We start from the raw sequence: 14,237 nt of genomic DNA, 5'->3' as shown, positions 1-14,237 counted from the left end.
TAAGCAACCTGCTATGTGGTTACTGCTTATCTGAATCTTCCAACCGAGCAAGTGAGAATGTCAATGCCAGCCGTGAACAATGTAATCAGCCAAGGAGCTGATTTGAAGGGCAAGTTAAAGGAAGTTTTTGGGTACGGGCAGTTCCGCGGTACGCAGGAGGCCATCATCCAGAACGTTATTGAGGGGCATAATACCTTCGTTATTATGCCTACCGGAGCCGGTAAAAGCCTTTGCTACCAGCTACCGGCACTCGTACTGCCCGGCACGGCCATTGTCATTTCCCCACTCATCGCCCTGATGAAAAATCAGGTAGACCAGCTCAACGCTTTCGGCGTGAATGCCCAGTTTCTGAACTCGACCTTAACCAAGGCCGAAATGAACCGGGTAAAGAAAGATGTTATTAGCGGCGACGTGAAGCTGCTCTACGTAGCGCCCGAGTCGCTGACCAAAGATGAAACCATTGATTTTCTGCAGAAGGCTACCGTTTCGTTTGTAGCCATCGACGAGGCACACTGTATCTCGGAGTGGGGCCACGATTTCCGCCCCGAGTATCGCCGGATTCGCGGCATCATCGACAACATTGGGCAGGTGCCAATTATTGCCCTCACGGCCACGGCCACGCCCAAAGTACAGCTCGACATCCAGAAAAACCTGCAGATGGACGACGCCAGCGTTTTCAAGACGTCGTTCAACCGCACCAACCTTTACTACGAAGTTCGGCCTAAGCACAATACCAAGAAGCAGCTGATTCAGTATGTGAAGCAGCGCAAAGGCTTGGCAGGCATTATCTACTGCCTCAGCCGCAAGAAGGTAGAAGAAATTGCTGAGCTACTGAAAGTCAACGATGTACGGGCTCTGCCCTACCACGCCGGCCTCGACCCGCACGTGCGCATGGCCAACCAGGATGCCTTCCTCAACGAGGACTGCGACGTGATTGTGGCCACGATTGCCTTTGGTATGGGCATCGACAAACCCGACGTGCGCTTCGTAATTCACTACGATACCCCGAAGAGCATTGAGGGCTACTACCAAGAAACGGGCCGCGGCGGCCGCGACGGCCTCGACGGTGACTGCCTGATGTTCTACAGCTACGATGACATCGTGAAGCTGGAGAAATTCAACAAAGACAAACCCGTAACGGAGCGCGACAACAGCAAACTGCTGCTCCAAGAAATGGCCAACTACGCCGATTCGGCGGTGTGCCGGCGCAAGCAGCTGCTGCACTACTTCGGCGAGCATTTCGAGAAAGACTGCGGCTTCTGCGACAACTGCAAACACCCAAAGGAGCGGTTTGAAGCGCAACACGAGGTGGAGCTGGCCCTGAAAGCGGTAGTCCAAACCGAACAGCGGTTCGGCCTCGACCACATTGGCACCGTGCTGATGGGCATGAACAACGCGCACGTGGAAAGTTACGGCCACAACGGCTTGCCTATCTATGGCCAAGGCAAAGACCATGATGCCCAATATTGGCACTCGCTGTTGCGTCAGTGCTTGATTTTTGGTTTGTTAGAGAAGGACATTGAAAATTTTGGTGTTGTAAAAATCTCCGACAAGGGTATGGACTTCATTGAAAATCCTCATTCAATAAAGCTCACGAAAGACCACGACTACGACGAAGAAGTAAAAGAAGAGCAGGAGCAGGAAGAGGTACAGCAAGCCGCTGGCCACGACGAAAACCTGTTCGAGATGCTGAAGGCACTACGCAAGAAGATGGCCAAGGAAAAGGAGTTGCCTCCTTACGTTCTTTTCCAAGACCCGTCGCTGAAGGAAATGGCCACCACGTTCCCGACCAAGCTCGAGGAATTGGCGCACGTGGGAGGCGTAGGCCAAGGCAAGGCGCAGAAGTTTGGTCCTCCTTTCCTGGCGCTCATCAAGAAGTACGTCGAGGAAAACGACATCATGACGGCTTCCGACGTGGTGGTGAAATCGGCTGTCAACAAGTCGAAAATCAAGATTTACATCATTCAGCAGATCGACAAGAAGATGGACCTGGAGGAAATTGCTTCCTCAAAGGGCATCGACATGCGCGAGTTGATGGAGGAAATCGAGCACATCTGCTACTCCGGCACCAAGCTCAACCTCGACTACTATATTAACGGCATCCTGGACGAAGAGCGCCAAGAGGAAATCTACGACTACTTCATGTCGGCCAACACCGACAACATTGCCGTGGCCCTCAAAGAGCTAGGCACCGACGACTACACCGAAGAGGACTTGCGCTTAATGCGCATTAAGTTCTTGAGCGAGGTAGCCAACTAGTGCCTCTAATTTGTAGGTGACGCTATGTGCGTGTTGGTTTTGAAACCGATTCTTAACAAAAAAGCCGCTTCCTTACGGGAGCGGCTTTTTTGTTGGGTCTTATGCTATCCTGCGTCAGCTGAGGATGATTATGTTACACTTTCTAGGTGATAAGTACTGCAAACCAGCTACCTTCAAAGCCTCTCTTTTCAACCTCATCCTTCAATGTCCATTCATACTTCTTTTACATCCGTGCGGGCAGGCCTGACACTGGTGGTTAGCTCCCTAGCCGTGCTCAGCGTGGCGGCAGCTTCCAATCCGCTAACGCCGGCGTTCAACCAGCCTATTGCCTTTGCCAAAGTCACGAAGGCGGATGTGCAGCAGGCGACAGCTACAGTTATTGCAGGTACCAAAGCTTCGCTAAATACGATCTACAATGTACCGGCCGGCAAGCGCACGTTTGCCAACACGATGGTGGCCTTCGATAATCTCAGCGACGATATCGACCGGGTAGCGGGTCCCATCAGCATTCTGTTTAATGCTAGCCCCGACTCCACCATCCGCAACCAGGCCCAGAAAAGTCTGGCCCAAATCAGCAAATATGGCAACGAGTTGGCGTTAGACGAGAAGCTATACCGGGCGGTAAAAGACTACTCGAAAACCAAGGAAGCCCAGACCCTAACCGGTGCGCACAAGAAGTTTCTGACCGAAACCATCGAGGAGTACGAGCGCAACGGCTTTGCTCTCACGCCCGAGAAACGCAAGGAACTGCAACAGCTCAACGACAAGATTGGCGACTTAAGCATTGCATTCGGAGCCAATATTGCCAAGGACCAAAGCTTCCTGATGGTGAGCGAAGCCGACATGAAGGGCCTGCCCGACGACTTCAAGAAAAGCCGCCCTAAGGTCGGCGACGCCTACCGCATTGGGGTGGACGGCCCGACATACAGCACGTTTATGAAGTACGCCGAGTCGGAGGCCATGCGCAAACAGCTCTACACGCTGTATAACAATCGGGCTGCCGACACCAACCTGGAGGTGCTGAAACAGATACTAATTGAACGTCAGAAGAAGGCACAATTGCTAGGTTACAAAACCTACGCCGCCTATCAAACCAGCAGCCGCATGGCCAAAACGCCCGAAACGGTGTGGGCTTTTGAAACCAAGTTGGTAGACCGGGTGAAGCAGAAAAGCCAGCAGGACTTAGAAGAACTGCTAGTAGTGAAGCGCGCCTACCTGAAAGACCCAAGTGTGAAGACCATTGCGCCCTGGGAAAGCAGCTTTTACAGCAATCTGCTGATGAAAGACAAATACCAGCTTGATGCCGAGAAAGTAAAGGAGTACTTCGAAGTGAACCACGTGGTAGATGGCTTGTTCCAGACCACGCAGCAGTTATTCGGCTTGAAATTCAACGAGGTGAAGGAGCCTTCGGTGTGGCACAAGGATGCGCGTATGTTTGAGGTGCAGCGCGACGGCAAGCTCATCGGCCGTTTCTACATCGACCTGTTTCCGCGTGAAAACAAATACACCCACGCCGCGTGCTTTGGCATAGAATCGGGTAAGGCAACGGCCAAGGGCTATCAACTGCCCACAGCGGCGCTGCTTTGCAATTTCAACGCGCCCACGCCCGGTAAGCCGGCCCTGATGAGCCACAGCCAAGTGGTTACCTTCTTCCACGAGTTCGGCCACGTGATGCACAACATGGTAACCACGGCCGAGCTGTCAAGCCAATCGGGTACCAGCGTGAAGCGCGACTTTGTGGAAGCTCCTTCGCAGATTCTGGAGAACTGGGCCTGGAACTACGATGCTCTCAAGACCTTCGCTAAGCATTACCAGACTGGAGAGGTATTACCCAAACCGCTGTATGACAAGATGTGGGCCGCTCGCAACGTCGGCTCGGGCATTGGCGCCTCACAGCAGATTCTGTACGGCACCCTTGACATGACCTTGCACGACAAGTTCGACCCGAATGGCACCGAAACAACCACCGAAGTGCTAAAGAAGCTGCAAAACCAGCTTACTCCCTTCGCCTACCTCGATGGCACCAATATGCAGGCTGCGTTTGGCCACTTAACGGGCTACGCCGCGGGCTACTACGGCTACTTGTGGTCGAAAGTGTATGCCGAGGACATGTTCTCAGTGTTCGAGAAGAACGGCGTGATGGACCAGAAGACCGGCCTCCGCTACCGCGACATGATTTTGGCCAAAGGCGGCACCGACGACGAATACACCCTCGTGAAGAACTTCCTCGGCCGCGAGCCGAACCAAGAAGCATTCTTCAAATCGTTGGGATTGTAGGTATTACTGATCGTCGGCCTTTTGGATGAGTGCCAACCAACTAAAAACAAAACGGCTTGTAGCATCTGCTACAAGCCGTTTTGTTTTTGGGCTAGCGCCAAAAACTAGCAATACTCTTCGAAAGCGCCTTGCAAGTTGTTGACGATGCGCATCATGTCGTTGCCTTCGATGTGGTAACGCTCAATCATGTGCACCAGCTCGCCGTCTTTGAAGAGGGCAATAGCAGGGCTGCTAGGAGGATAAGGCAATAAATGCTCGCGGACCTTCGCCACGGCTTCGGTCTCCATGCCGGCAAATACCGTCACAAGCTTAGTGGGCTTCTTTTCGGAGCTGGCAACGGCCAGTTTCAGGGCGGGGCGGGCTTTGCCAGCAGCACAGCCACACACCGAGTTAACGGCTACCAATACGGTACCGCTTTGCTCGTTGAGGACGGCGTCCACTTCTTCGGGGGTCATGAGTTGCTCGAAACCGGCCTCCACGAGGTCCTGACGAATCGGTGCTACCATGTATTCGGGGTACGTAGCCATAGGTAAAAGCTAGGCGTTGGGGTGAGAGGTGAAAAAACAACGAGCCATAGTGGGTCGTTGGTGTTGCAAAAATACGCAAACATCAGCGGCTTATAGGAAGTTTGATTTATAGCTGATCTTCTGCTGGAAAGCCTAGTACTGGCGCGTTTCAATGCTTTAAAAATGCTGTTGAAACCATGAGCTCAATATTGCCCCTAGTGAGTTGTATTAGCTTGTGCGTTCACAACCTAGAGGGTATAGTTCTTCGTAACCTCAGCAACATAGCCGCTACTATAGAGTACATGTTCTGTTCACACCTATGACCTACACTGAATTCAACGCTTCCCTCACCCAACAAACACCGCCAACTGGCTTATCGCCACTACTACAGGCGCTGTGGTATGCCGGCCGCGACGAGTGGTCAAATGCTCATGACATAGCGCAGGAGCACGAAGGCGAACCACTTTATGATTGGCTGCATGCCTTGCTGCACCGGCAGGAGGGCGACGCCAGCAACGCGGCCTATTGGTATCGTCGTGCCGGCCAGCCAGTTTTCCACGGCACGATCCGGCACGAGTGGGAAACGTTGACTCGTACGCAGTTACCAGCTTAACTAATTCCCAAAGGCTGCTACTTCATCTAAGTAAAGTTATAACAATCAATAAATTATCGATGCATTTAATCGTGTTTGCGCAATAAAAATTATATTTATCCAGTCAAAGCAAATTGCCTGGATGTGATGTGGAAATATTTATTCTTAACGGCTACCCTCGGTCTTACTAGTCTCGCAACGCAGGCACAGGTAGATTCGGTACGGGCCTCTACCCTGCCGCCCGCCCAACAAGCGGAGAAGCTCTATAACAGCGGCGTGTTGAAATTCAACCAGAAAAGCTACCGTGCGGCACTACAGGATTTCGACCGGGCATTGGCCCTGCGCCCTGATTTCGCCAAGGCTTTCTACAACCGCGCTACTACGCGCTACGAGTTAAAAGATTACCAGCCAGCCGTGCAGGACTACGACGAGGCGCTGAAGCTTGAGCCCACGAGCGGCACTGCCTACTTCGGGCGGGCGCAGGCCCGCGAGGCGCTAAAGCAAGCTGCAGAGGCAGAGCAGGACTATACTAAAGCAGTGGAAGTCAATGCGGCTTACGCTCCTGCTTGGTATTACCGGGGCGCTCTACGCTTCGAAAAAGCTGAATACGCCGCTGCCAAAGCCGATTTCGATCAAGCCATCAAGGCCGACCCGAATTACGCCTACGCTTGGCACGACCGGGGCAGCGCGCAGCGCCAGCTCAACAACTACCCCGCCGCCATTCAGGACTACACGAAAGCGCTGGCCCTGCAACCCGAACTGCTGCCAGCCCTACTGAACCGCGCCGGCACCAAGCGCAAAGCTGGCGACCTGAAAGGTGCCTTGCAGGACTACGCCGATTATCTTCAGAAAAAGCAGGACAACCCTACCGCCTACACCAACCGCGGCGCTACGCGCTACGAGTCGGGCGACTACAAAGGAGCCGTCGAGGACTTTGGCCGCGCCGTGGCTCTTGATGGCACTTACGCTTTTGCCTGGAACAACCGCGCCGCTTCCTACCTCAAACTCGAAGACTACAAGAAAGCGGAAGCCGACGCCAGCAAAGCCATTGCCCTGAATCCGCAGTATGCCGAAGCGTATCTGAACCGTGGTCATGCCCGTGAAATGCTTCGCAACACCGATGGCGCCTGCCAGGATTGGCGCAAAGCAGCCGAATTAGGCTTGGAAATAGGCACCAATTATGCCGCCAACTCCGGCTGCGGCGAAAGTAAATAAAGAGTAACTGAGTAGCGGAGCAACTGAGCAAGAACAACTCTGCGGCTCCTGCGGGGACTGCACTAGCTCGACCAGCCTCGCCTAATTCTGCGCTTTACCTGCGAAAAAATGCACAAGTATTTACTAGCCTTCTTGCTGTTTTCCACTGCCGCGCACGCTCAAAGTGTAGAATTCAGCAAAGAGAGATTCGGCAATAATAAAGACGGCCTGAAGGCTGCGCTCAAGGAAATTAAGTCGGGGGATGAGTGGTACCTCTCGGACCCGCCGCGTTATGAGCAGGCCCTCCCGCATTACCTCGAAGCGCAAAAGCTTAATTCCGAAAACGCGGAGCTCAACCTCAAAATCGGGGATTGTTATCTGCATTCCGGCTTTAAGCCGCGCGCCCTAAATTTTCTGCAGAAAGCGTATCAGCTCAATTCGGGGGTTGACCCTCGCATTCATTACTTGCTGGGCCGAGGCTTGCACCTGAATGGCAAGTGGAAAGAGGCCATAGCCGAATACAAGCAGGCCACGCCTGCTACTGGCACCAAAAACACGGCGGCCTTCACGCAAGACATTCAGAAGAAAATTCTGGAGTGTGAAAACGGCCGGAAGATGGTGGAAAAGCCCGTGCGTGTGTTTATCGACAACGCAGGCCCCGGCGTCAACTCCCCCTATCCCGATTACGGCCCGGTTATTTCCGCCGATGAATCGGTGATATTGTTTACCTCGCGGCGGCAGGGCTCGACGGGAGGAGAAAAAGACCCGGAGTCGGGAGGCTTTTTCGAGGACGTCTACCAAAGTAGCCGCGAAGGCGACACCTGGGGCACCGCTCGCAACCTTGGCGAAACGGTAAACTCTGCCGGTCATGATGCTACCGTAGGTCTTTCCCCCGATGCGCAACGGATGCTGGTGTACGTGGAAGACAACGGCGGCGACCTGAACGAGGCCAACTTGCGCGGTGCTACCTGGGCTAAGCCGCAGCGCCTCGGCAACCGCATCAACAGCAAAGCCCATGAATCGTCGGCTGCTTACACGCCCGACGGCAAGAGTTTGCTGCTCGTATCGGACAAACCCGGCGGCATAGGCGGGCGCGACATATACAAAGTTGAAATAGATGGCCGTGGCGCAGCCGTGAACCTAGGGCCCACCATCAATACGCCGTATGGTGAGGAAGGGGTGTTCCTTCACCCCGATGGTAAGACGATGTATTTTTCTTCGGAAGGCCATAGCTCTATGGGTGGCTACGACATCTTCAAGTCTACCTTCCAGAACGGGAAGTGGAGCACGCCTGAGAACTTGGGGTGGCCGATCAACACTCCCGACGACGACGTATTTTTTGTTATTTCTGCTTCGGGCCGACATGGCTATTACTCGTCGTTCCGCGACGACGGCTTGGGCTCAAAGGATATCTACCAGATTACATTCCTCGGGCCTGAGAAGCCGCCAATGCTCAGTCAGGAAGACCAGATGCTAGCCTCTCGGGCTTTGCCAGTGAAGGAGACGCTGCTAGCTCCGCCGGTGCCAGTCGCCACGGCGCAAGTTACTATTCTGAAAGGCACTGTAACCGACGACGCTACCAAGCAGCCCTTGGAAGCCACTATCGACGTAATAGACAACTCTCTGAACCAAACCATTGCCTCGTTCCGGTCGAATGCGCAATCGGGACGCTACTTGGTGTCATTACCGTCGGGCGTTAACTATGGCATTGTAGTGAAGCAGGAGGGCTACCTCTTCCATTCGGAAAACTTTGACTTGCCAGCCGGGGCCGCTTATTCAGAAGTTGTCAAGGATATTCCGCTCAAGAAGCTAGATGTGGGGGTGAAAGTTGTGCTCAACAATATCTTCTTCGATTTCGACAAAGCGACGCTGCGCAAAGAAAGTACGGGGGAACTGGTGCGGCTACAAACTTTGCTTTCAGAAACACCCGCCCTGCGCCTGGAAATATCCGGCCACACCGACAACGTGGGCAATGCGAACTATAACAAGGATCTGAGCCAGCGCCGCGCCAAATCAGTGGTTGACTACTTGGTTGGGAAAGGGATTAGCAAAGACCGACTTACGTTTGCCGGTTACGGCGACACCCAACCTGTAGCGCCTAACACCACCAAAGCGAATCGTCAGCAGAACCGTCGCACTGAGTTCAAAGTGACGGGTAAGTAGTCGTCAGGCAGTAGGGGCAGTTCAACGAGGTTTTAGCTACGTTGCAGGAGTAGCACGACTATTCTGTTGAACAGCCTCTTAACTTGCTATGATTGATGGGGACGGTAGTGCCCTCTGTGCTACATGATTGTCTTGTTGTTCCGCCGTTTGCTTTTGCTGTTCCTCTTGATCCTAGGGGTTCAGGTAGCAGCGCAACCCAATTCGGCGCCACGCTATTTTGTCCGGCAATTTGGTGCTGCTGACGGGCTGCCCCAACCCTTCATTTACGCCCTAGCGCAGGACCACGCCGGCTATCTTTGGATTGGCACGGCAGAGGGTTTGGTTCGGTATGATGGGACGGAGTTTGTCGCTTTCACTACCAAAGACGGACTAGCCGAAGACTTCGTGACGACGCTCTTCGTGCATCCACGCACCGGTCAGTTGTGGGTGGGGCACTACCAAGGTGGCGTATCGCGCTGGGACGGTCAACACTTCCAACGTGGAACGGAGGCAGCTTCTCGTCCGCCTGGTTTCCGGGCAGTATCAGGCATTCCGCCCACCGATACCACTTACGCCAACGCCGATTTGGCTGCTGCCTCGGTGCCAGCAGCGCAGCGCTTTGCTACGCTACATCAGGTGCTGCCGCCGGGTACCGTTCCGCAATGCGTATTGGCCGACCGGGAACACAACGTGTGGATAGGCACGGCCGGTCAGGGGTTGTGGCGATGGTCGGATCGTCACGTGACGTTTTACCCTTCTTCAGAAGGCCAGAAGTCGGAAGTGGGCGCTTTGCATAGCGGAGCCAGCGCAACCGGTATGCTAACGACAGGGCAATTCTTTACCCTCGATCCTGCTCCTGAGCGGCTTTCTCCCTTCGTTGTTTATCCCGAAAAGCTGCCGTTCTCTCCTAGCGTTTTGCTACAGGCAAAAAGCTTACGCGCCGCATCAACCGAAACGTTTTTTTGGGTCGGTACATCCGGTCATGGGCTCTGGCAAATCCAGAAGCCAGCATCTACGTCTCATTCACCAACTAAGCACCGAGTAAGGCGTTTGCCAGCTACGCTTTCCATTACGGCTCTAAGTCAGCACCCCAATGGTGACTTATGGGTCGGTACTGCACTGGATGGCGTTTATCGTTTGCCCGCTGACTCCACTCAGTCAGTCGAACATTTCACCACTGCGAACGGGCTGCTGCACAACACGATCTACGCGCTTACCACAGATTCGCTAGGTCACGTTTGGATAGGCACGCATGATACTGGTTTGGCCGTGTGGCAAGGCAAAAGCTTCCGCTACTACCGGTTCCGCTCGGGTGCTCTGGATGTATCGTCATTACTCACTGATGCCAAAGGCCGGGTCTGGATTGGTACCGAAGGCAGCGGTGTTTTCTGTTACGAAAACAACAAGCTGCGCCCCTACAGCACCCCTGACGGGCTCCTTTCGCCTTACTGCTATAGTTTGCTTTCGGTACGATGGGGCAACGACAGCCGTACCGTTTCTCAGCGTGAGCAAGTGTTGGTAGTACACCGCAATGGCCTTACCTTAAACGACGGCAACCAGCGCTTTTCACTGGCGGCATTGCCGGGCAATCCGTTGGTGCAGGACTTACTGCCCGAGGCGGCCGTGGCTTGGAACGACTACTGCGTATGGCTTCGTACGCGCACGGGGCTGATCTGTCTGCGCACCAATGCGCCAAGCTTGTTGCCCGGTGCCAGTAAGCCCACCCCCACTCTTCTCACCAGCGAAGTAGACGGTGCTGCTGCACCACCCTATCAACTAAAGGAATTATCGGCCACTCAGCATCAAGTAAATTTTACATTCCGAGGGGTAAGTCTATTGCCTGGTCAGGCCGGTCTGCAATACCAATACCGCTTACTTGGCTATCAGGATCAATGGAGCCACCCTACAGTGGTGGGCGAAGCACAATTTCCGCTGCTCGGGGCGGGCAGCTACATCTTTGAAGTACGTGCCCGGTTGGGCGAGCAAGGCAAGTGGTCGAAACCCGTGGCTACTTCGTTTAGCGTTGCTACCCCATTCTGGCAGACTTGGTGGTTTGCAACAATTAGCCTAGTGCTGGCAGGCGCCGGAATTTTCGCCTTCATCCGAACTCGGGAAGCTACGCTACGTCGGCAGAAGTTTCAGTTGGAAACGACAGTGCGCGAACGCACGCAGGAACTACGCCAGCAGAAGGCGCATATCGAGGACATGAACGCCGAATTAGTAGTAGCCCGCGACGTAGCCGAAGCATCGCGCCGGGCAAAAGCGCAGTTTCTGGCTAACATGAGCCACGAAATCAGGACGCCGATGAATGCCGTCATTGGTCTCACTCACCTGCTGCGCCAAACGCCCGTCAATCCCGAGCAGAACGAATACCTAGAAGCCGTACAGTCATCGTCGCAGAACCTGCTGGTTATTATCAACGACATTCTCGATAGTTCTAAAATCGAAGCGGGCAAGCTGAGTTTAGAGCACTCGCCCTTCCGCCTGCCCGAACTGTTGCGGCGCGTTGCCAGCATGTTTCAGTTTGCCACAGAAGCCAAGCACTTATACTTCAAGTTAGAAATAGATCCTGCTGTACCTGCCGCTGTGTTCGGCGATTCGGTTCGTCTAAACCAAGTGCTCGTCAACCTGGTCGGCAACGCTGTGAAGTTCACCACGGTGGGGGGCGTAACGGTACGCGTATATCCAGCTACTGATGCAGCAAACCAGCAGGTAGTGCGCTTTGTGGTGCAGGACACCGGCATTGGAATTCCAGCCAGCAAGCTAGACGCTATTTTCGAAGATTTCTCGCAGGCCAACACCAGTACCACGCGGCAATTTGGTGGTACCGGTCTTGGGCTAAGCATTGCCCGTAATTTGGTGGAACTGCACGGCGGCAAACTTTGGGTAGAAAGTGAGGAAGGGCAAGGCTCCGCGTTTTCGTTTGAGATTCCCTATCTCACGGCCGATCCTGCCGAAGTGCCATCGGAAGCAACCTTGGCAGTTGGTCGTTTTGAGCCAGCGCTGCGGGTGCTGGTAGCCGAGGACAACGACCTCAACCAGCTAGTCGCCCGCAAAACCTTGGAAGCCTGGAACGTGCAAGTCACTATTGCTGCCAATGGCCGCTTAGCCGTGGAAGCCGCCGAGCAGGCTACTTTCGATGCCGTGTTGATGGACGTGCAAATGCCCGAAATGGATGGCTACGAGGCGGCTCGTCAGTTGCGGGCGCGTTTTCCGGATGCCGCTCAGCTGCCCATTATCGGCCTTACCGCTTCCGCCTTGCCCGAAGACCGTGCTTTAGCACTGGAAGCCGGCATGAACGACACGCTGGCCAAACCCTTCGATCCGGCCCTCCTGTATGCTCGTCTCGCCCACTTTACCGGTCGCACTACTCTTCCTCCGCAAAACTCAGTAACAGTAATTGAAACTACTGTTGCAGCTTCTACTGAAAAAAATGAGCTTGCGCCCGATTGGACACTACTAGAAGAATTGGCTGGCGGCAACGAAGCCTTTATTCATCAGATAGTCAACACTTTCCTTAAGCAGGCTCCGCAACTACAGCAACATTTGGAAGTTGAGTTTGCTGCCGCTAATCTAGAGGCCTTGGCCCGCACCGCACACAAGCTAAAAGGACAAGCCGCTTATTTTGGCGTTGAGAATCTCTATTCTGCTTTAGAGAGGCTGGAGCAGCAGGCGCGTCAGGAAACAGATAAAGACACTATTGCTCCTATTATTCAGGAAGTTGAGGAGAACTTACAACAACTTTACCCGCAACTTCAAGAACGGCTAACTGCTTAAACCTCTTTACAAAGGATAGTAAGCCTGCTTTTTTTCAATGGATAGTATACCTTTGAAAGTATGCCCTCTACTCCCTCCCCTCTGCGTTGTTTGGTTGTTGACGATGACCCGCTTTCTGTGCAAGTAGTTGAAAACTGCATTGCCAGCACTCCTTTCCTAACATCTATTGGCAGTTGTGAAAGTGCAGTAGCCGCAGCCGAAGTTCTGCGCACGCAAGAGGTCGACCTTCTGTTTCTGGATGTGGAAATGCCCCTCATGTCGGGTATCGATCTGCTCAATACGCTTCAAAATCCGCCACTCGTTGTACTAATTACCAGCAGCAAGCAATACGCTGTTGAAGCTTTTGAGCACCATGTCGTTGATTATCTAGTGAAGCCGGTCAGCTACGCGCGCTTCCTGAAAGCTGCTCAACGCGCCCTGGAAGCAACCCAAGCACGTCCGGCCGAAGCAGCGGTTCCCGCCGACGCCGACTTTACTTTCATGAAAGTCGATACTAAGTTGGTGAAGGTGCTCTTCGATGAAGTCCGCTATGTGGAGGCCCTCGGCGACTACGTGCACATTGTCACGGGCCAAAGCAAGCTTATCGTATACAGCACCATGAAAGCCGTAGAGGAGAAGTTTCCTGATACACTGTTCGTGCGAGTGCATCGCTCTTTCATTGTCAATCTCAAACGGGTGCAAGCCATAGAGGACAACAATATCATTATTGACAGCAAGCACATTCCCATCGGTCAAACGTATATGCGGGAAGTGTTTCAGCGTCTCAACAAGTTTTAGATAGTGTCTTGTTCTTCTTACAGTTACAGACGTGTATGGAGTGAAAGGTTACGTTAGATTTCTGCCGCTGATTTTTGGCATAGTGGTTCTGCTGCTAAGCATCCGACAGGAAGCGCGGGCACAAGTAGCCGGTGATACCGTCAGCGCAATGTGTCCGCCACCGCGTGTAGTTGAACTTTGTGTGGACTTAGACGCAAGCGCGTCGGTAGATGCAGCAGCTGGGCCGCTTACCTTCCGCTGGCAGATGGGCGATGGGACCACCCTCACTGGCCCCATTGTGTCGCACTGCTACACTGACCGCCGTCGTTATACCGTCCAACTAGATGTGGTAGATGATAAGACAGGTGAGGTTCGAGAAGCTGAAAAAGTCATACCTGTCGATTTCACTCAAGAAATTGTCCTCAACTTTACTACCGGTGCCGATACAGTCCGCGTTGGACAGCCTGTTACCTTCGATGCGGTGGATTCGCAGCTACCTCTATGCGAGAATGTCGTGGTGCTTTGGGATTTTCGGGATGGAATAGTTAGCAACGGCCGACGCGTTCAGCACGCGTTCCGGCGTCCTGGCCAATACGCCGTCAGGATGGCGTTGCGTGGCAATGGCCCCAACGACTGCCCAAACAGCCATTGTGTGGGCCGTATTGTTACGGTACTCCCCGCTAAGATTCCGTAGCCACACAATTGCAATTCAAGGATAGTTATCCGTTTGCAAA

Annotated in this window: 9 protein-coding genes; 8 read left to right on the top strand and 1 reads right to left on the bottom strand. The window is 53.6% G+C overall.

Going from position 1 to position 14,237, the window contains the following annotated elements:
- Positions 1 to 72: 72 nt before the first annotated feature.
- A complete protein-coding gene (recQ, locus tag P1X16_RS18030; protein ID WP_277231743.1) occupies positions 73 to 2,259 on the top strand; it encodes a DNA helicase RecQ in 2,187 nt (728 codons plus the stop codon).
- 204 nt (positions 2,260 to 2,463) lie between these two features.
- Positions 2,464 to 4,536: a M3 family metallopeptidase gene (locus tag P1X16_RS18025; protein WP_277231741.1), complete on the top strand. Its 2,073-nt coding sequence runs from the start codon at positions 2,464 to 2,466 to the stop codon at positions 4,534 to 4,536.
- 104 nt (positions 4,537 to 4,640) lie between these two features.
- On the opposite strand, the gene P1X16_RS18020 is transcribed toward P1X16_RS18025, so the two are convergent.
- The gene (locus tag P1X16_RS18020) at positions 4,641 to 5,063 is read right to left on the bottom strand and encodes a BrxA/BrxB family bacilliredoxin (RefSeq protein WP_277231739.1); all 423 of its coding nucleotides are present in this window, start codon (positions 5,061 to 5,063) and stop codon (positions 4,641 to 4,643) included.
- 298 nt (positions 5,064 to 5,361) lie between these two features.
- Between P1X16_RS18020 and P1X16_RS18015 the strand changes: the two genes are divergently transcribed.
- From P1X16_RS18015 to P1X16_RS17990, 6 genes are all read left to right on the top strand, one after another.
- The gene (locus P1X16_RS18015) at positions 5,362 to 5,655 is read left to right on the top strand and encodes a hypothetical protein (protein ID WP_277231738.1); all 294 of its coding nucleotides are present in this window, start codon (positions 5,362 to 5,364) and stop codon (positions 5,653 to 5,655) included.
- Positions 5,656 to 5,781: 126 nt separating this feature from the next.
- Complete coding sequence (locus P1X16_RS18010) at positions 5,782 to 6,849, top strand: tetratricopeptide repeat protein (protein WP_277231737.1); 1,068 nt, start codon at positions 5,782 to 5,784, stop codon at positions 6,847 to 6,849.
- Positions 6,850 to 6,957: 108 nt separating this feature from the next.
- Positions 6,958 to 8,991: an OmpA family protein gene (locus P1X16_RS18005; protein ID WP_277231736.1), complete on the top strand. Its 2,034-nt coding sequence runs from the start codon at positions 6,958 to 6,960 to the stop codon at positions 8,989 to 8,991.
- A gap of 165 nt (positions 8,992 to 9,156) precedes the next feature.
- Complete coding sequence (locus tag P1X16_RS18000; RefSeq protein WP_277231734.1) at positions 9,157 to 12,747, top strand: hybrid sensor histidine kinase/response regulator; 3,591 nt, start codon at positions 9,157 to 9,159, stop codon at positions 12,745 to 12,747.
- Positions 12,748 to 12,807: 60 nt separating this feature from the next.
- Entirely contained in the window at positions 12,808 to 13,524 is a 717-nt protein-coding gene (locus tag P1X16_RS17995; protein ID WP_277231731.1) for a LytTR family DNA-binding domain-containing protein, read from the top strand.
- A gap of 181 nt (positions 13,525 to 13,705) precedes the next feature.
- Positions 13,706 to 14,197 (top strand): PKD domain-containing protein, encoded by a 492-nt coding sequence (locus P1X16_RS17990; protein ID WP_346771255.1) that lies wholly within the window; start codon positions 13,706 to 13,708, stop codon positions 14,195 to 14,197.
- Positions 14,198 to 14,237 lie beyond the last annotated feature (40 nt).

Source organism: Hymenobacter sp. YC55 (assembly GCF_029433095.1).
Classification (GTDB): Bacteria; Bacteroidota; Bacteroidia; order Cytophagales; family Hymenobacteraceae; genus Hymenobacter.
The sequence above is the reverse complement of the archived record's forward strand: the minus strand, read 5'-3'. Positions and strand labels throughout refer to the sequence as shown.

What these genes read in the sequence shown, in the direction of transcription:
- P1X16_RS18020 (WP_277231739.1), bottom strand. Translation starts at nt 5,063, where the DNA reads ATGGCTACGTACCCCGAATACATGGTAGCACCGATTCGTCAGGACCTC.
- P1X16_RS18015 (WP_277231738.1), top strand. Translation starts at nt 5,362, where the DNA reads ATGACCTACACTGAATTCAACGCTTCCCTCACCCAACAAACACCGCCA.
- P1X16_RS17995 (WP_277231731.1), top strand. Translation starts at nt 12,808, where the DNA reads ATGCCCTCTACTCCCTCCCCTCTGCGTTGTTTGGTTGTTGACGATGAC.
- P1X16_RS18005 (WP_277231736.1), top strand. Translation starts at nt 6,958, where the DNA reads ATGCACAAGTATTTACTAGCCTTCTTGCTGTTTTCCACTGCCGCGCAC.
- P1X16_RS18010 (WP_277231737.1), top strand. Translation starts at nt 5,782, where the DNA reads ATGTGGAAATATTTATTCTTAACGGCTACCCTCGGTCTTACTAGTCTC.
- P1X16_RS18025 (WP_277231741.1), top strand. Translation starts at nt 2,464, where the DNA reads ATGTCCATTCATACTTCTTTTACATCCGTGCGGGCAGGCCTGACACTG.